Origin of the sequence: Ferruginibacter lapsinanis (genome assembly GCF_020783315.1) — a bacterium.
GTDB classification, from domain to species: domain Bacteria; phylum Bacteroidota; class Bacteroidia; order Chitinophagales; family Chitinophagaceae; genus Ferruginibacter; species Ferruginibacter lapsinanis.
In genome coordinates this window covers 2,331,719-2,351,027 of record NZ_CP086063.1, presented here as the reverse complement: position 1 = coordinate 2,351,027, position 19,309 = coordinate 2,331,719, and the positions used below count along the sequence as shown (strand labels likewise).

Below are 19,309 nucleotides of genomic sequence, written 5' to 3'. Positions count from 1 at the left end.
CAACACCGACATACATTATTACTAAAATGACAATTCAATGACAGTAAAAATTAGTATACCTAAACAGTTGGAAGTAATTTTGCATAAACCCTTTGGGGACGAAATCCATAATGCATCGTCAAAAGTTAACAGATATTAATAATTTTTTCATTGTTGGAATAAACTATAGAAAAACCGACGCCTCTCTAAGAGGTAAGTTTGCTATAAATGAAGACCAATACCTGCAATTGTTACATACAGCTCAATCATTTAATATCAAAGAATTTTTTGTATTGTCTACCTGCAACCGAACTGAAATATATGGCTTTGCAGAAAATGCTACCCAGTTATCTAATTTACTTTGTACACAAACAGAAGGCTCAATCGAACAATTCAATGAGAAGGCATATGTAAAAAAAGGGAGACCGGCATTAGAGCATCTATTTAATGTATCCGCTGGTTTGGATTCGCAGATATTAGGCGATTATGAAATTGTGGGACAACTGAAACAAGCCGTAAAATTTTCTAAAGCGCACAACTTCATTGATACTTATCTGGAGAGAATTATCAACGCAGCTTTGCAATCATCTAAAGAAATAAAAAACACTACTTCATTAAGCGACGGCACTGTATCTGTTTCTTTTGCTGCTATACAGTTTATTAAAGAAAAAATAACAGATATCCGCAATAAAAAAATATTATTATTGGGTGTTGGTAAGATTGGTGGTAATACCTGTAAAAACCTGGTGGATTATCTGAACACAACCAACATCACCTTAATAAACCGTACGGAGGAAAAAGCCAGGATATTAGCTACAGAACTAGGATTACAATATGCACCGGCAAAAGACCTGGCTAATCAAATAACACAGGCAGATATTATAGTGGTGGCAACAAATGCGGCAAAACCCATCGTACTGAAAAAACATTTAACAGGCAATACAGAGAAACTTATCATAGACCTGTCTATCCCTTATAACGTGGAAGAAGGAGCCAGTGAATTACCCGGCATCACATTATTAAATGTCGATGAGCTATCTAAAATCAAAGACGACACATTACAAAAAAGAAAAGCAGCTGTACCAAAAGCTAAAACCATAATCGCTACACATATACATGATTTTATCGACTGGCATCAAATGAGAAAGAATGTACCGGTATTAAAGGCGGTAAAAAATAAGTTGCAACAAATGCACAATTGCGGTTTATACATAGCTGCAAAAGCTCAACAAAATAACAGTTGCGATATTTCCACTGCTCCGGAACAAAAAATTCAAAAAGTAATTGATGGTATGGCTGTAAAAATGCGTAATCATGCTACTTATGGTTGTCATTATATTGAAGCAATAAATGATTTTATTGCGCCAACTGCCAGCAACTAAATATGAACAAAGTAATACGCATAGGCACAAGAGAAAGCCAGCTTGCTGTTTGGCAAGCCAACCTGATAAAGAACCTACTCAAGGAAAAAAATATTGCATCTGAACTGATCTATATCAAAAGTGAAGGTGATATTGACCTTATAACTCCGTTATACGAAATGGGTGTACAAGGCGTTTTTACCAGAAGTTTGGATGCTGCTTTATTGAATAACAGAATTGATATTGCAGTACATTCAATGAAAGATGTACCAACCCAATTACCCGAAGGTATTATTCAATCTGCTGTGCTACCAAGAGCTTCCTATAAAGATATCCTTGTTTATAAAGACGGATGGCTGAAACTAAATGCAGAAATGGAAGATGCAAGTATTCCCTTTACTATTGCAACAAGCAGCATACGCCGAAAAGCACAATGGCTGAACAGGTATCCTCATCATACAATAGAAAATCTAAGAGGTAATGTTAATACCCGATTGCAGAAAACAAACGACAGCAATTGGAATGGAGCAATATTTGCTGCAGCCGGATTAGAAAGAATTAACCTGCGTCCGAAAAACTCCATCAATCTTGAATGGATGTTGCCTGCACCGGCTCAGGGTGCTATTATGGTAGTATGCAGGAAAGATGACAAATTATGTTTTGATGCTTGCCACGATCTTAATGATAGCCACACTGCCATCTGTACTAAAATTGAAAGGGATTTCTTACGTACCTTATTAGGAGGCTGTTCAACTCCTATCAGCGCTTTGGCTATAATAGAAAATGATCAGATAATTTTTAGTGGAAATATTTGTAGTGTAGATGGAAAATATAAAGTTGAAGTAAACAAAACCTTTGCATTGACCGAAGCAGATAATGCAGGTACAACAGCTGCTACTGAAGTATTACAGAATGGTGGCCAGGCAATCGTTAATGCAATTAAAAATGTCTGATACTAAAAACATATCATTGATCAGCACTTCTGTTATCCCTGAAGAAGTGATCAGAAATGCTGCTGATAATGGTGTTATGATCACCGATACTCCATTTATTAATGTTACACTTACCCGGGATGAAAAAGCTATCGAACAAATAAAAGCGCTGGAGGACAAACATATTACCGCTATTTTTACCAGCCTGAATGCTATCACCTCTGTTACCAATCATCTTGCTACAAAACCCAATTGGCAGGTGTATTGTATGAGTGGCGTAAGTAAGCCGGCAGTAATTAATTTTTTTGGAGAAACCGCTCTCGCCGGAACCGGTTCTAATGCAAAGCAATTAGCCGAAGCTGCAATTGCGAATAAGCCTGCCGGTGAGGTAGTTTTTTTTTGTGGCAATAAACGTTTGCCGGATTTACCGGAAACATTAGCAAGTGCAGGAATCCCATTAACAGAAGTCGAAGTGTACCATACGGTTAAAACACCGCATTTACTGGAGAATAAGAACTATAATGCTATTGCATTCTTTAGTCCGAGTTCGGTTGAAAGTTTTTTTGAGAACAATACTTTACAACCGGATGTGGTTGCATTTACCGTAGGACAAACCACAGCCAATAAGATCAAACAATATTGTGATAATACTGTTATCATCAGCAATAAACCCGGAAAAGAAAATTTAGTACAAACGGTAATAGAATATTTTAATACAAGAACAATATGAGCCAGTTAAAAAATGATCTGATAATAAGAGCCCTTAAAGGAGAACCAACAGAACGTACCCCTGTATGGATGATGAGGCAAGCAGGCAGATACTTGCCTGAGTATATGGTACTAAGAAGAAAATATGGCTTCTTTGAACGTTGCCAAACTCCGGAACTGGCATGTGAAATAACACTGCAACCCGTGGATATTATTGGCGTGGATGCTGCTATTTTATTTTCAGATATTTTAGTTGTTCCTCAGGCAATGGGATTGGAAGTACAGCTGGTAGAAAGTGTGGGCCCTATCCTACCCGATCCGATCAAAAACACCAATGACCTTAACAGAGTAAGAGTACCGAATGTAGACGAAACTTTAGGGTATGTATTTGATGCGATCAAATTAATTAAACAAGGTTTAAATAACCGCGTGCCTTTGATCGGTTTTGCCGGCGCCCCATGGACATTACTTTGTTACATGGTTCAGGGAAAAGGCTCTAAAACTTTTGATGCAGCAAAAATATTTTGTTACACAGAACCTGCATTGGCTCATCAGTTATTACAAATGATCACAGATACTACAATTGAATACCTTAAAGCACAAGCAAAAGCAGGCGCTGATGTGGTACAAATCTTTGATAGCTGGGGTGGTTTATTAAGCCCTAAGGATTTTGAGGAATTTTCTTTGAAATATATCAGACAAATTGTAGCCGCTACAAAAGATATTGTACCTACCATTGTATTTGCTAAAGGAGCCTGGCACAGTTTGGATGCAATGGCGGCTACCGGCGCTCATGGACTCGGAATAGATTGGTGCATCACACCAAAACTGGCAAGACAATTTGCGGGCAATAATGTAACTCTGCAAGGTAATTTTGACCCGGCTAAATTGTTAGCACCCATTCCTCAAATAAAAAGTGAAGTAAACGAAATGCTGACTGCTTTTGGCCCCGGAAGACATATTGCTAATTTAGGTCACGGCATTTTGCCTAACGTACCTGTTGATCATGCAAAAGCTTTTGTAGATGCAGTGAAAGAATTCAGGCACACATAATAAAATGTAAATGATTTGATTATGGATTTTAAAGACCAATGGATCTCGTTTATTCATCAATTACAAAATGATATTTGTGCAGCACTGGAAAAAAGTGATGGCAAAGCAACATTTATTGAAGATGCCTGGGAAAGACCTGAAGGCGGTGGCGGCAAAACAAGAGTGATCAGCAATGGAAATGTAATTGAAAAAGGAGGTGTGAATACATCAGTCGTATTTGGTGATGTGACAGACCTGATGCGTACACAACTGAAAATAAATGGAGATAAATGGTTTGCCTGCGGACTTAGTTTAGTAATTCATCCCTCTAACCCTTTTGTGCCTACCGTACATTGCAATTACCGGATGTTTGAACTCTACGATAAAGAAAATAATGTTGTAGACAGATGGTTTGGTGGTGGTACAGATCTTACTCCATATTATTTATTAGATGAAGATGCCAGGCATTTTCATCTAACGTATAAAAATGTATGTGATACTTTCGACCCGGATTTTTATCCTGACTTCAAAAAGCAATGCGACAATTATTTTGTAAATACGCATCGCAATAACGAACGCAGAGGCATCGGCGGAATCTTTTACGACTATCAAAAAGTATCCCTGACAAAAGACCTGAATTTCTGGATAAGCTTTGCAAAAGCATGTGGATACGCCTTCATTGAATCTTATATCCCCATTATTGAAAAAAGAAAAAACACCCCATATACTGACAAGCATAAACATTGGCAAGAAATAAGAAGAGGGAGATATACAGAATTTAACCTGGTACACGATAGAGGCACAATTTTTGGGTTAAAAACCAATGGAAGAATTGAGAGTATTTTAATGAGCCTGCCTCCTACGGTAAGATTTGAATATAATTATCAACCCGAAAAAGGAAGTGAAGAAGATAAATTATTGCAGGCTTGTTTAATACCTAAAGAATGGGTAAATTCAGTCAACAATATTTCTGATGACGAATGGGCATCAAAAGTGAATACTTGCTAGATACAGATAAACTTCAGATTTAAAGCGCTGCAAAAACATAACAATCTACAACTATGTATTTACAAAGACGAAACAGAATATTAAGAACCAATGCATCGATAAGAAATCTTGTTGCTGAAACAATATTAACCCCTGCTGATTTTATTGCACCTTTATTTATTGATGAAGGCCAGCATGTTATTTTTGAAATACCCTCCATGCCCGGATATTACCGTCGATCGCTGGATGAAACAATTAAAGAGGTAAAAGAATTATGGAGCATGGGCATCAGATCTGTATTGCTATTTGTAAAAGCAGCAGATGATACAAAGGACAATACCGGCAAAGAATCCTGGAACCCCGATGGATTGATGCAACGCAGCATCAAAGCGATTAAAGATGCAGTTCCTGAAATGCTGGTAATGACTGATGTTGCACTTGACCCCTATTCTTCTTACGGACATGATGGGATCGTAGAAAATGGCGAAATTGTCAATGACCCCACAGTAGAAGCTTTGCTGAAAATGAGCCTTAGTCATGCGAAGGCAGGCGCCGATTTTGTTGCACCCAGCGACATGATGGATGGTCGTATTGGTGCTATTCGTAAGGTATTAGAAGAAAATAATTTTACCAAAACCGGCATCATGTCTTATAGTGCTAAATATGCTTCCTGTTTTTATGGCCCTTTCAGAGATGCCTTGGATTCTGCACCGGGGTTTGGTGATAAAAAAACTTATCAGATGGATTATGCCAACCGGATAGAAGCCATCAAAGAAACACTGATGGATGTAGAAGAAGGAGCTGATATTGTAATGGTAAAACCTGCCATGGCTTATCTGGATATTATCCGTGAAGTAAAAAACAGTGTAACCGTTCCTGTTAGTGCATACCATGTCAGTGGCGAATATGCTATGATAAAAGCTGCATCTAAAATGGGCTGGCTAAATGAAGAAAAAGCAATTATAGAAAGTCTTACTTCAATCAAAAGAGCAGGTGCAGATTTGATTGCAACTTATTTTGCAAAGGATGCGGTTAAACTATTAGGGTAACCATTTTTTCACTTTTCATTTTTCATTTATGGACACAACAAGAAGTAAAATATTATTCGAAAGAGCGCAGAAAAGCATTCCCGGAGGAGTTAACTCACCGGTAAGAGCATTTAAAAGCGTTGGAGGTACTCCTCTCTTTATAGAAAAAGCTTATGGAGCTTATTTATATGATGTAGATGACAATCAATATATAGATTACATTGCTTCATGGGGACCAATGATCTTAGGTCATGCATACGAGCCTGTGGTTAAAGCTATACAGGAATACGCCGAATACTCCACTTCCTATGGCGCCCCTACTACCTTAGAAATAGAAATGGCAGAGATGATCATCAGTATGGTTCCTAATGTTGATATGATCAGAATGGTGAGCAGCGGCACAGAGGCTTGCATGAGTGCTATCAGATTAGCAAGAGGTTACACAGGCAAGAATAAGATAATTAAATTTGAAGGCAATTACCATGGACATGCTGATTCATTTTTAGTAAAAGCAGGCAGCGGTTTAGCTACATTCAATATTCAAACTGTTCCCGGTATCACTGCCGGTGTTTCAAATGACACCTTGAATGCCCCCTATAATAATTTGGAGGCTGTTAAAAAATTAGTGGCAGAAAATAAAGATCAGGTCGCTGCAATAATAATAGAACCCGTTGCAGGTAATATGGGCTGTATCATACCACAACCAGGTTTTTTAGAAGGACTTAGAAAAATATGCGACGAGGAAAACATTGTTTTTATTTTTGACGAAGTAATGACCGGCTTCAGACTGGCTCCTGGCGGTGCACAGGAAAAGCTGAATATCAAAGCTGATCTAGTTACTTACGGAAAAGTGATCGGGGGTGGTATGCCGGTAGGCGCATTTGGTGGCAAAAAAGAGATCATGCAACATATTGCCCCTCTCGGAAATGTGTATCAGGCAGGAACTTTAAGTGGTAATCCGATTGCTATGATAGCAGGTTTTACCATGTTGGAAGAATTAAAGAACAATCCAGCTATATACCAATCACTGGAAGACAAAACAAAATATTTAGAAGACGGCATAAGAAATGTATTAACTAAACGCAAGGTTAATTTCCGTATCAACAGGTTTGGCAGCATGATAAGTGTTCATTTCTGCAATCATGACATTATCGATTTTGACAGCGCATCAAAAGCAGATATTCCTTTGTTTAATAAACTATTTCATTTTATGTTGGATAAAGGAATATACCTCCCTCCTTCTGCTTACGAAAGTTGGTTTTTAAATGATGCTTTAACCTATGAAGATCTGGATAAAACAATTGAAGCTTTCGACGCATTTGATGGATATTAAAAAATAAAGGCAGCCCACTCATCATTGAGCCTATCTGCCAACCCTTATTTACTCGATTTTTATTTATATTTACTAAACAAAGTAAATACGATAATGACAAGAGAAGAAAAATTCATGCAGGAAGCCATTAAATTATCACTCAATGGCGTTGTAAATAATGAAGGCGGGCCCTTTGGCTGTGTTGTTGTAAAAGGAGATGAGATAGTAGGTAGAGGTAACAACAAAGTTACCAGTAGCAATGATCCTACTGCACATGCAGAAGTTACTGCCATCAGGGATGCCTGTAAAAATCTAAACTCTTTTCAGTTGACTGATTGTGAGATTTATACTTCCTGTGAGCCCTGCCCTATGTGCCTGGGTGCTATTTATTGGGCAAGACCAAAAGTTGTTTACTTTGCCAATAATAGAAAAGATGCTGCAGATATAGGCTTTGATGACTCCATGATCTATGATGAGATGAAAGCTGAAATGCACGAAAGAAAAATACCTATTATACCTCTTGGAAGAAATGATGCATTAAAAGTTTTTGAAGAATGGGCCAACAAACCCGATAAAACGGAATATTGATATATTATTTGTCATTTTAGTAACAAATAATCTGTTTACTTTACAGCAAAACAGTAAACCAAAGCATCATAGCGTATAATTTCGCCATCTCTACAATCTATGAAGTATTATTGTATCGTACTGCTTACCATTTTAGCTACAAAATTCTGTTCTGCTCAATGTACCACTTTGGGACAAAATCCCGGAACAGCCTTCCCTGTGTGCGGTACTGCCAATTTTATTCAAAGCAGTGTGCCAGTTTGTGGTGGACGACCGATACCAGGGCCATGCAGTGCTGATCTGATTACAGACATTAACCCTTACTGGTACAAATTTACCTGTTTTAGTACCGGCACATTAGGACTTGAAATAAAGCCAAACATTACATCCGATGATTATGACTGGCAAATATTTGATATAACGGGCCGCAATCCTTCAGATGTATATAGTGATGCATCGTTATTAGTGGCATGTAATTGGTCTGGTGAAGAAGGTACTACCGGAACGTCTGCCACCGCCGAATCACTGATAGTATGTGGAAGCAGCCCTAGAAACCCTTACAGGCCGCTGTACAGTAAGATGCCGGTATTGCAGCAAGGCCATAATTATTTATTGTTGATCAGTCATTTCTCCGGAGATTCACAAAGTGGTTATACATTATCATTTAATGGAGGTACAGCAAATATTACTGATCCGGTTGAGCCACATTTAGAAAGTGCCAGAGCCCCATGTGATGGTTCTGTTATTGATATCAGACTTAACAAGGAAATGAAATGCAACAGTCTTTCTGCCAATGGAAGTGAGTTTACCATTACCCCTGCTGTTGCTTCTGTAATTTCTGCTACAGGAATCAATTGCAATAATGCATTTGATATGGATTCTGTAAGATTAGTGCTCAATGGTCCATTACCTCCTCAAGGATACACAATAACTATTTCAAATGGTTCTGACGGCAATACACTTGTTGACAATTGTGACAGAACCATTCCAGTAGGTGAAAAAATCCCTGTTACAGTATATCCATTAATACCAACTCCTATGGATAGCCTGTCGGCATTAGGCTGTGCGCCGGATGAACTGGAGTTAGTATTTAAAAAAATGATGCAGTGTAACTCCATCGCTTCTGATGGAAGTGATTTTATGATAACAGGCCCTTCTGCTGTTACAATTGCAAGTGCAAAAGGAACTTGCAATACCAATGGACTTACCAATACTATCAGCATTAAATTATCAACTCCTATACAAACTAAGGGGAATTATACTATCCGGTTAAAAACAGGTAGTGATGGCAATACGATCATTAATGAATGTGATATGCCTACACCTGCCGGAGCTACCATTCAATTTTCAGCAAAAGATACGGTATCTGCAGTGTTTACAGCTACTATAAAATTCGATTGCAAACAGGATATCATTGATTTTTCTCATGACGGAAGAAATGAAGTAAACAGTTGGCAATGGAAATTCGATAACAATATTACAAGTACTTCAAAAGATACCTCCATTGCATATAACGCATTTGGCAAAAAGAATGCAACACTGATCGTTTCAAACGGGGTTTGTTCAGATACAGCTTCAGCAGTGGTAGATCTGGATAATACATTGAAAGCTTCATTTGAGACAAGTGCTTTGGTTTGCCCCGACGACCTTGTTCCTTTTACTGATAAAAGTATTGGAAAAATAAGCAGTTGGTCATGGGATTTTGGAAATGCAAATACAAGCAGTTTACAGGTGCCCCCCAAACAACAATACCCTTATACTAACATACCAAAAGACTACACTGCAAGATTAATTGTAAAAAACAATATCAACTGCGCTGATACAGCATATCAAAAAATAAAAGTATTAGGAAATTGTTATATTGCCGTTCCAACTGCGTTTACCCCTAATGGTGATGGATTAAATGATTTTCTTTACCCTACAAATGCATACAAAGCAACCAAATTGCAATTCAACGTATTTAACCGTTTAGGCCAATTACTCTTTACAACTACCGACTGGACAAATAAATGGGATGGAACTTTTTCCGGAAAACCACAGGATCCGGGAACGTACGTATGGACGCTAGAATATACCAATATCGAAACGGGAGAAAAGAAATTTTCAAAAGGAACTACTGTATTAATAAGATAAATAGCCTTCGTTAGATCAATTCTTTTAATTTTTCAACTACCAGATCTATTTCATTTGTGGTATTATACTTACTAAAGCTAAACCGAACCGTTACTAATCCGGAATCTGGATAAATAGCCCTGATCACATGACTGCCCACATCTATACCACTGGTGCAGGCACTTCCACCACTTGCGCAGATATTATTGATATCTAAATTAAATAACAACATTTCAGATCTTTCTGATGCAGGAAAATTAACACTCAACACGGTATATAAACTCCTGCCTAAAACATCTCCGTTAAAACTAACTCCCGGGATATTTTTCTTAAGAGAATCATACATATATTGTTTCAAACTACGGATATATACACTGTCTTTCTCGTAGTTATTGGTGGCTATTTCCAGGGCTTTTGCAACCCCCACAATACCATATAGGTTTTCTGTTCCGGCTCTCATATTTCTTTCCTGAGAACCGCCATGTACCAATGGATTTATTTTTACATTTTCATTGATATACAATAAGCCTACTCCTTTAGGCCCGTGAAATTTATGTGCTGCCCCGGTTATAAAATGCACATTAGTATTACGCAGATCGAATGGAAAATGCCCAAGCGTCTGTACGGTGTCACTATGAAAAACAGCATTGTATTTTTTACAAATATCTCCTACTGCATGTATATCTAAAATATTACCAATCTCATTATTAGCATGCATTAATGTTACCAGCGTTTTTTGTCCTGATGAGGATAAAAGACTTTCCAGATCGGCCAGGTCCACATGACCATCAGGCAGCAACTTTACATAACTAATTTTAACATGATTGATATTTTTCCGATGCTCTACAGAATGCAATACAGCATGATGTTCTATCGGAGACGTAATGATATGTGTGCAGCCCAGATCTTTTATAGCCGCTGCAATGGCGGTATTACTACTTTCTGTTCCACCACTGGTAAAAAATATTTCGGATGGATGCGCATGCAAGATCTTCGCTACGCTCTTCCTGGCATTTTCTATCGCCATTCTGGATTCTCTTCCGTAGGAATATATAGAAGAAGGGTTACCGAATTTTTCCGTTAAATAAGGCATCATTACTTCCAGCACTTCCGGATCAAGAGGTGTGGTAGCAGCGTTGTCGAAATAAATTCTTTGAGAGTCCATAGTCAATTGTCCATAGTCTATATTGAACCGGGGTGCCATGGGCTATGGACCATGGACCAGTGATCATTACATTACTTCGCTAATATCTTTCATTAGTTTTTTAGCGATATTATCAGCAGTAGTTTCAAAATTACTTTCTGCATAAATACGAATGATCGGTTCGGTATTACTCGTACGTAAATGCACCCAATCATTATCAAATTCTATTTTTAATCCGTCTTCAACGTTGATTGGATTGTTTTTGTATTTTGATTTGATTTTTTCAAAAACATCCTTCACATCAATGCCATTTTCTAATCCGATCTTATTTTTACTGATAAAATAATCAGGGAAAGTATTTCTCAATTGCTTGATACTTTTTTGACTGTTGGCCAGATGTGTTAAAAAAAGAGCGATCCCAATCAAGGCATCTCTTCCGTAATGCAGATCCGGCACAATGATACCTCCGTTCCCTTCTCCACCGATCACAGCATTAACTGCTTTCATTTTATTCACTACATTCACCTCACCTACTGCACTCGGAAAATATTCGCCACCATGCTTTATTGTTACATCTTTTAATGCCCTTGTTGATGACATATTAGAGACTGTATTACCTTTTCTTTTACTCAACACATAATCTGCCACCGCCACCAAAGTATACTCTTCTCCAAACATGCTGCCATCTTCACAAACAAAACAAAGCCTGTCAACATCCGGATCAACAGCTATCCCTAAGTTTGCTTTAGTTTTCACCACCGCATTGCTCAGTTCAGATAAATGCTCAGGTAAGGGCTCTGGATTGTGAGCAAATTTTCCGGTTACTTCCGCATTCAACACTTCAATATCTTTTACACCCAATGCCTTCAACATAGCGGGCACCGCTATTGCTCCGGTACTGTTTACAGCATCAACTACTATTTTAAATTTAGCTTTCTTTATCGCAGCTACATCCACCAATTCATAATTTAATATAGCATCGATATGTTTTTGTAAAGACAATTCATCAGTTGTTGTTACGCCTAATTTATCTACCGAAACAAAACTAAAATCTTCACGTGCTGCAATATCCAATACTTTCTGCCCTTCTTCACTATTGATAAACTCCCCTTTGCTATTCAGTAGTTTTAATGCATTCCATTCTTTTGGGTTATGGCTCGCCGTTAGTATTATCCCTCCTGCTGCATTTTCAAACACAACCGCCATTTCAACGGTAGGTGTTGTACTGTAATCAACATCGAGCACATCCAGCCCCAATGCATTCAATGTACTGATCACTAAGTTTTTAACCATCAAACCACTAATGCGTCCATCTCTCCCAACAACTATTTTTTTATTATCGCTTTGTTGCGACAACAGGGTGCCGAATGCTGCAGTAAATTTAACTACATCTAAAGGAGTCAGATTATCGCCTGTTTTACCGCCGATCGTACCACGTATTCCGGATATGCTTTTTATTAATGCCATTCGCTGCTGATGATTTTTGAGGTGCAAAGGTACGAATTTGTAGCTTGTTCAGGTAGAGATAGTGGTGGATTTTACACATTAAATCTATACTGCAGGAATCAAATCCTTAACAGTGGGCATTTTGCAAATAAAAAAAGCAACTCACAAAGAGTTGCTTTCCTGATTAATTCAGTCAAAAATATTATTTCATAACAAAGCTTTCCATGAATTTAGTAGTAAAGTTCCCTGCTCTGAAATCTTCATTTTTCATTAATTGTAAATGAAAAGGAATAGTAGTTTTAATCCCTTCTATCACATACTCACTCAAAGCCCTGTACATAGTATCGATAGCCTCTTCCCTGGTTTGTGCCACGCAGATCAGTTTTCCTATCATGCTATCATAATATGGAGGAATGACATATCCTGCGTAAACATGGCTATCTACACGTACACCATGCCCTCCCGGAGTGTGCAGTACAGTTATCTTTCCCGGACTTGGTCGGAAATCATTATACGGATCTTCAGCATTGATACGGCATTCGATCGCATGCATTTGAGGATAATAATTTCTACCACTTATTTTATGACCGGCCGCAATTTTTATTTGTTCTTTGATCAGATCATAATTCACCACTTCTTCTGTAACACAATGCTCAACCTGAATACGGGTATTCATTTCCATGAAATAAAAATTACGATGTTTATCCACAAGGAACTCAATAGTACCTACCCCTTCATAATTAATAGCAGAAGCCGCTTTAATAGCCGCTTCGCCCATTTGCTCCCGCAATTCATTGGTCATAAAAGGAGAAGGAGATTCTTCAACCAATTTTTGGTGACGTCGTTGAATAGAGCAATCCCTTTCACTTAAGTGACAAACACTTCCAAACTGATCACCTGCAACCTGTATCTCAATGTGGCGTGGTTCTTCCACAAATTTTTCCATATAAATACCATCATTTTTAAATGATGCGGCTGCTTCAGTTTTAGCGTTTTCAAATGCCTTTTCAATTTCTTCTTCATTCCACACAACCCTCATACCCTTACCACCACCGCCTGCAGTAGCTTTTAATATAATTGGGTAGCCAATTTGCATAGCAGATTGTTTGGCATGTTCTACACTTTCCAATAGCCCTTCAACACCAGGTACAACGGGTACACCGGCTTTGATCATGGTTTCTTTGGCAGTCACTTTATCACCCATTGCATTGATCATCTCTGGCGTTGGACCAATAAATTTGATCCCATGCTCTGTACATATCTGAGCAAATTTCGCATTCTCTGCTAAAAAGCCATACCCTGGGTGAATTGCATCTGCATTGGTAATTTCTGCAGCTGCCATGATGTGGGGAATATTTAAGTAAGAATCTGTGCTGGCCGGCTTCCCGATACAAACTGCTTCATCAGCAAATTTTACATGTAGACTATTTCTATCTGCTGTAGAATGTACAGCAACAGTTTTAATGCCCATTTCTCTGCAGGTTCTTATTACACGTAATGCAATCTCTCCTCTGTTAGCAATCAATATTTTTTTAAACATCTTCGTTAATTTGGAAATTTGGTGATTTGGTGACTTGATGATTAAACAGTTTGACTATCGGAAAAGCATTGGTTCCGTTGTCAAATTTTCAAATTATCAAACCATCAAATTAATTCGGTTCTACAAGGAATAATGGCTGATCATACTCTACCGGACTTGCATCTTCCACCAATACTTTTACTATTTTGCCTTTCACTTCACTTTCAATTTCATTGAACAGTTTCATTGCTTCAATGATGCATACCACTTTACCAGGTTCTACTTCATCTCCAACATTTACAAAAATTGGTTTACCCGGACCTGATTGACGATAGAATGTTCCGATCATCGGACTCTTTATCGTTACCAGATTATCTGCTTTAGGTGCTTCTGCCGGCTTTGCTGCCGGAGCCGCCGCCGCTGGCGCTGCTGCGGCCGGTTGTGGTGCGTAAGCCTGTGGCTGTGCTGATGCAACTATATGCTGAACGGGATCTTTCTTTTGTTTAACTGTAATTTTAACGCCTTCTTCTTCGATTGTGATTTCTCCGATATTGGTTTTATTGATGAGCTTTACCAGCTCCTGAATTTGTTTGATATCCATGTTAAAAAATTAAATGGTTTACTTTATTTAAACGGGGCTGCTAAGATAGGGAATGATTTATCAAAAATGCAAATTTCTGAAAAATTAAAAATATAGAATTTGACCAAAAAATGTTAAAAACTGCCTTAAAACACCCTAAAAATCACAAAAAAATGGGGAAAACGGCCTAAAATGAAAGAGGCTGATTTTTGCAAATCAGCCTCTTTTATATCAAAATTCTGTCATTTGTTTTAGCTCTCTTTCACTCTTTCTACATATTCGCCTGTTTTAGCATTCACTCTGATCAATTCTCCTTCATTAACGAATAATGGTACATTTACAGTTGCTCCTGTTTCTACAGTAGCAGGCTTTAATGTACGTGTTGCAGTATCTCCTTTTGCTCCAGGTTCGCTATAAGTAACCAACAGTACAATTTTATCAGGCAACTCAACTCCCATCGGTTGTTCAGTTTCACCATTAATTAGTACAGATACTTCCTGACCATCTTTTAAGAATTTAGGTGCATCGATCATACTTTCCTGAACTGCTATTTGCTCAAAAGTTTCATTATCCATGAAATTATAGCCTGTATCATCTTTATACAGGAATTGATACGCCTTCTTTTCTACTCTAACCGGATGAATGGTTTCTCCACTGTTCCAAGTTACTTCAATGGTACGGTTGTTATCAACCCCTTTTAATTTTGCCCAAACTTTCGCTGCAGCTCTTGCAGTTTTATTCTGACCAAATTCAATTACTGAGTAAAGACTACCATCTACTTTGATGACCAATCCTGAACGCATATCTGCTGTTGTTGCCATATTAGTTGATTTATTTTATTATTGCTGTTTTGTTATTGGGTTGCAAAAGTACTAATAGTACGGCTAAAATGGAAATTTAACTGCTTAATGTTGCAGAGTATAATATCGCAGATATAAATTTAGCTTTGTAAAAATTTACCCAATGAAGAAAATATTCCTGATTATCGCTCTTTTTGCATGTAGCAAGATGTTATTTGCCCAGGCAGATACCTCACTACTTTATCTGAAATTCACCCAGATACCACCTTTTTCTTTTACAAAAGTACCCGACAGTACCAAATTTGCTAAAGCTGACCTAAAAAAAAGAAAAGCTACACTTATCATGGCTTTTAGTCCGGATTGCGAACATTGCAAGCACGAAACCAGCGAATTGATTGCTCATATCAAACGCTTTAAAAAGATACAAATAGTAATGGCATCACCTCTTGACTATAAGTATTTGTATAGTTTTTATCAAAACTATCAACTAAGCAAATATCCAAATATCACCGTTGCCAGAGACCCCTCCTGGTTTCTGGGTACCTTCTATAACATAAGGAATTTCCCGGCCTTATTTTTATACGATAAAAAAGGACAGTTTGTAAAGGCTTTCGACGGTAGCGTTCCCGTAGAAAAAATTGCTGAAGCATTGTAATCCAATTGTGTAATGAACTACCTTTGCACCGCAAATTAATTTTATCAAAAAATAAATGATTGTATTATGAAAGTTACCGTAGTAGGTGCAGGTGCCGTAGGTGCGACTTGCGCTGATAATATTGCCCGTAAAGAGCTATGCACTGAACTAGTTTTATTAGATATTAAAGAAGGTGTTGCCGAAGGTAAAGCACAAGATATGATGCAGACTGCTGCATTACTTGGTTTCGATACCAAAATTGTTGGTAGTACAAACGATTACTCAAAAACTGCTAACAGCGATGTAGTAGTAATTACTTCAGGTTTGCCACGTAAACCGGGCATGACCAGAGAAGAATTGATCGGTGTGAACGCAGGTATCGTTAAATCTGTAGCAGAAAACATTTTAAAATTCTCTCCAAATACTATTATCATCGTTATCAGTAACCCGATGGATACAATGACTTATCTGGCATTGCAATCTACAGGATTACCTAAAAATAAGATCATCGGTATGGGTGGAGCTTTGGATAGCGCTCGTTTCCGTTACCAATTGAGCCAAACATTAGGTTGCAGCCCTGCTGATCTGAATGCAGTAGTTGTTGGCGGACACGGTGATACTACCATGATTCCTTTGATAAGCAAAGCTACCTGGAACAGTGCTCCTGTTACAGATTTCTTAACTGCTGAGCAACAGGAAAAAATTGTAAAAGACACGATGGTTGGTGGCGCTACTTTGACTGCTTTAATCGGCACCTCTGCATGGTATGCTCCCGGAGCTGCAGGTGCTGCAATGGTTGAGGCTATTGTACGTGACGAGAAAAAATTATTCACTGCCTGTGTAGCTTTAGATGGCGAATATGGACAAAAAGATATTTGCTTAGGCGTTCCCGTTATTATCGGTAGAAACGGCTGGGAAAAGATCCTTGACTTTAAATTGAATGACGCTGAACAAGCTGCTTTCAACAAAAGTGCAGATGCAGTAAGAAGCATGAACGATGTGTTGAAAACATTATAAATTAAGAACCTGATAAATTAAAAGCCCTGCAAATGCAGGGCTTTTAATTTATCAGACTAAAAAATAGAATATGAAAATCTATGTAAGAAATATGGCTTGCGAAAGCTGCAAAATGGTTGTTAAAGAAGCTCTGGAAGAACTTAATATTTCGCCAATAAAAGTAGAACTAGGGGAAATAGAAACCAAAGAGCCTATTTCTGATGACAAAAAAAGGAAACTGAACAACAGGATCAAAAAAGTTGGGCTAGAATTATTAGAAAAAAAACAGGGTGTATTAATAGAGAAGGTAAGAAAGGTTATGATAGACTACGTCTACAATTCTGATGAGAAACCCAATATCAAGTTCTCTGTTTTATTAAGTGAAAAATTAGGGCATAGTTATACTTATTTAGCCAATTTCTTTTCAGAAGTTGAAGCTACTACGATAGAGCAGTATATTATTTCTTTAAAAATTGAACGAATAAAGGAATTGATCATATTCAAAGAACACTCTTTTTCTGAAATTGCAGATATGCTGCATTATAGTAGTGTTGGGCATCTGTCTACACAATTTAAAAAAGCGACAGGATTAACCCCCACACATTTTAAAGCATTAAAGGAAAAAAGAAGAATTACTATTCAAAATATTTAGGTGGTTTTGTAGGGACTATGATTTTAATTAGACAAATTTTTGTGCCGTTATTAAACAGCATTATGTCTATTACAAAAATTACTTCACCTCCTTCCCTTCCTTATCAATATAATATGTTCGATTGGTTTCATCTTTCACCCATGCCATACCCGATTCAAAATTTTGTGCATCTAAATAAATTTGAGGTATCACCAATTTGCCATTCGGATCAATATACCCGTATTTTCCATTAACTCTTACTTTAGCCAATCCTTCAACAAAACCACCTACAATGTCATATTGAATAGGTATTACCAACTTACCTGTATTGTCTATAAATCCAAATTTATTTTGCTTCATTACCCACGCCCTGTTGTAACTAAACCCGGATGAAAAATCGTCGTAGGCTGCGTAAAAAAGCTCCTTGCCTGTTGAATCGATCATCCCTTTTTTATTATCCTTCCTGAAAACTATTATCCCGTTATCATAATCATAAGGCAACATGAGATACTTTGCCGGAGTAATGATCTTTCCGGTGGCAAGGTCTACTAATCCGGATTGGTCAGAACCTTTATACATGTACATAGCCAGTGCTGAATTTGTTTTATCAATACGATATATTGTATTGAACTGAGGTTTTGTAGTAACTACACCTTTTGTATTGATAGCACCCAATAAACCTTGTTCATCTGTGAAAACCCCATAACCTTGTTGAAAAAAACTGATATTCTTATACTTCGGCTGAACAATCCACTTTAGTGTACGATCATCCATCAATCCAACTAAATTATTCTGACCAACGATCAGTAAATTATTTTGTGTAGGTGATATCAGCGAATAATCAAACGGAAGTAACTCTTTAAAATTTTTATCGATCAACCCAACCTTTCCATTTTTACCTACCACAAATTTTTTGCCATCTACCCTGTAATTATAAATAAACATCCCTTCTGGAACGGCAAATATTTTTCCTTCGGTATTATAATAAAATTTTTTGTTGAGGGTATCGGTGGCCATCGCAAACCAACCATTACTGAGGTCTCCGAAAAGTTCCTTGTAAATAACCGGAACTACCTCTTTCCCGTTTCTGTCAATGACTCCTCTTACTGTGGTTCTTACTAATTTCCCTTGCTTCAGTTTAACACTGTCAACGAATTCCTTAGTAACCGTTGCAAAGCCATGCTTAAAATTTGTAATGGAATAATAAATCGGCGGAGTAATTTCTTTACCTTTCTCATCTACCACTCCTTTCAAACTATATGTTTTGCTAATAATTGAACGCCCCTCAACAAATGAAGAAGGCTTGTACAAATATTTTGGTTCTACAATCACCTTCCCTGTTTTGTCTTTAAAACCCCAAAGACCTTTAGCATTTTTAAAGGCGATAAGATCTTGACTTTGAACTGATAGGAGTAAACCTAAAACTGTTGTAACAAACAACCCGATTTTTTTCATAAACAAAAATAATCTTCAATTATAAATGACATTGAAAATAAAGACAAAATCATTTACTAAGCATACCCGTATATGGGTATTTTTAT

Annotated in this window: 18 protein-coding genes; 12 read left to right on the top strand and 6 right to left on the bottom strand. The window is 37.6% G+C overall.

The genetic code is table 11. The features are described from left to right. The first annotated feature begins 110 nt into the window (after window positions 1–110). The 9 genes from hemA (at window position 111) to LK994_RS10020 (ending at window position 10,039) form a co-directional block, all read left to right on the top strand. Window positions 111–1,361, top strand: coding sequence for a glutamyl-tRNA reductase (gene hemA / locus LK994_RS10060; RefSeq protein WP_229759953.1), 1,251 nt, complete (start codon window positions 111–113; stop codon window positions 1,359–1,361). Window positions 1,362–1,363: 2 nt separating this feature from the next. Continuing rightward, the gene (gene hemC / locus LK994_RS10055) at window positions 1,364–2,293 is read left to right on the top strand and encodes a hydroxymethylbilane synthase (RefSeq protein WP_229759952.1); all 930 of its coding nucleotides are present in this window, start codon (window positions 1,364–1,366) and stop codon (window positions 2,291–2,293) included. Then, complete coding sequence (locus LK994_RS10050; protein WP_229759951.1) at window positions 2,286–3,002, top strand: uroporphyrinogen-III synthase; 717 nt, start codon at window positions 2,286–2,288, stop codon at window positions 3,000–3,002. The genes hemC and LK994_RS10050 overlap by 8 nt, the downstream gene beginning before the upstream one ends. Further along, window positions 2,999–4,033 carry a uroporphyrinogen decarboxylase gene (hemE, locus tag LK994_RS10045; protein WP_229759950.1) on the top strand — a complete coding sequence of 345 codons (1,035 nt, stop codon included), beginning with the start codon at window positions 2,999–3,001 and terminating at the stop codon, window positions 4,031–4,033. Before LK994_RS10050 ends, hemE begins: the two co-directional genes overlap by 4 nt. A 21-nt stretch (window positions 4,034–4,054) precedes the next feature. Continuing rightward, window positions 4,055–5,020 carry an oxygen-dependent coproporphyrinogen oxidase gene (gene hemF, locus LK994_RS10040; RefSeq protein ID WP_229759949.1) on the top strand — a complete coding sequence of 322 codons (966 nt, stop codon included), beginning with the start codon at window positions 4,055–4,057 and terminating at the stop codon, window positions 5,018–5,020. A 53-nt stretch (window positions 5,021–5,073) separates the two neighbouring features. After that, complete coding sequence (gene hemB, locus LK994_RS10035) at window positions 5,074–6,048, top strand: porphobilinogen synthase (RefSeq protein WP_229759948.1); 975 nt, start codon at window positions 5,074–5,076, stop codon at window positions 6,046–6,048. 28 nt (window positions 6,049–6,076) lie between these two features. Continuing rightward, window positions 6,077–7,360, top strand: coding sequence for a glutamate-1-semialdehyde 2,1-aminomutase (gene hemL, locus LK994_RS10030; protein WP_229759947.1), 1,284 nt, complete (start codon window positions 6,077–6,079; stop codon window positions 7,358–7,360). A 93-nt stretch (window positions 7,361–7,453) separates the two neighbouring features. Further along, window positions 7,454–7,927, top strand: a complete 474-nt coding sequence (locus LK994_RS10025; RefSeq protein WP_229759946.1) for a nucleoside deaminase — start codon at window positions 7,454–7,456, stop codon at window positions 7,925–7,927. 99 nt (window positions 7,928–8,026) lie between these two features. Beyond that, complete coding sequence (locus LK994_RS10020) at window positions 8,027–10,039, top strand: T9SS type B sorting domain-containing protein (protein ID WP_229759945.1); 2,013 nt, start codon at window positions 8,027–8,029, stop codon at window positions 10,037–10,039. A 10-nt stretch (window positions 10,040–10,049) separates the two neighbouring features. Here the strand turns inward: LK994_RS10020 and LK994_RS10015 are convergent, their stop codons facing one another. The 5 genes from LK994_RS10015 to efp form a co-directional block, all read right to left on the bottom strand. Further along, complete coding sequence (locus tag LK994_RS10015; RefSeq protein ID WP_229759944.1) at window positions 10,050–11,183, bottom strand: cysteine desulfurase family protein; 1,134 nt, start codon at window positions 11,181–11,183, stop codon at window positions 10,050–10,052. 66 nt (window positions 11,184–11,249) lie between these two features. Next, complete coding sequence (gene glmM / locus LK994_RS10010) at window positions 11,250–12,629, bottom strand: phosphoglucosamine mutase (RefSeq protein WP_229759943.1); 1,380 nt, start codon at window positions 12,627–12,629, stop codon at window positions 11,250–11,252. Window positions 12,630–12,810: 181 nt separating this feature from the next. Then, window positions 12,811–14,148, bottom strand: coding sequence for an acetyl-CoA carboxylase biotin carboxylase subunit (gene accC / locus LK994_RS10005; RefSeq protein ID WP_229759942.1), 1,338 nt, complete (start codon window positions 14,146–14,148; stop codon window positions 12,811–12,813). 109 nt (window positions 14,149–14,257) lie between these two features. Then, window positions 14,258–14,728 carry an acetyl-CoA carboxylase biotin carboxyl carrier protein gene (gene accB / locus LK994_RS10000; RefSeq protein ID WP_229759941.1) on the bottom strand — a complete coding sequence of 157 codons (471 nt, stop codon included), beginning with the start codon at window positions 14,726–14,728 and terminating at the stop codon, window positions 14,258–14,260. A gap of 230 nt (window positions 14,729–14,958) precedes the next feature. Further along, window positions 14,959–15,528, bottom strand: a complete 570-nt coding sequence (gene efp, locus LK994_RS09995) for an elongation factor P (protein WP_229759940.1) — start codon at window positions 15,526–15,528, stop codon at window positions 14,959–14,961. Window positions 15,529–15,670: 142 nt separating this feature from the next. On the opposite strand from efp, the gene LK994_RS09990 reads away from it, so the two are divergent. From LK994_RS09990 to LK994_RS09980, 3 genes are all read left to right on the top strand, one after another. Further along, window positions 15,671–16,162, top strand: a complete 492-nt coding sequence (locus LK994_RS09990) for a TlpA family protein disulfide reductase (protein WP_229759939.1) — start codon at window positions 15,671–15,673, stop codon at window positions 16,160–16,162. A 66-nt stretch (window positions 16,163–16,228) separates the two neighbouring features. Next, window positions 16,229–17,158, top strand: a complete 930-nt coding sequence (mdh, locus tag LK994_RS09985; protein ID WP_229759938.1) for a malate dehydrogenase — start codon at window positions 16,229–16,231, stop codon at window positions 17,156–17,158. A 70-nt stretch (window positions 17,159–17,228) separates the two neighbouring features. Beyond that, window positions 17,229–17,789: a helix-turn-helix domain-containing protein gene (locus tag LK994_RS09980; protein ID WP_229759937.1), complete on the top strand. Its 561-nt coding sequence runs from the start codon at window positions 17,229–17,231 to the stop codon at window positions 17,787–17,789. A gap of 78 nt (window positions 17,790–17,867) precedes the next feature. On the opposite strand, the gene LK994_RS09975 is transcribed toward LK994_RS09980, so the two are convergent. Continuing rightward, window positions 17,868–19,223, bottom strand: a complete 1,356-nt coding sequence (locus tag LK994_RS09975) for a WG repeat-containing protein (protein WP_229759936.1) — start codon at window positions 19,221–19,223, stop codon at window positions 17,868–17,870. Window positions 19,224–19,309: the final 86 nt, after the last annotated feature.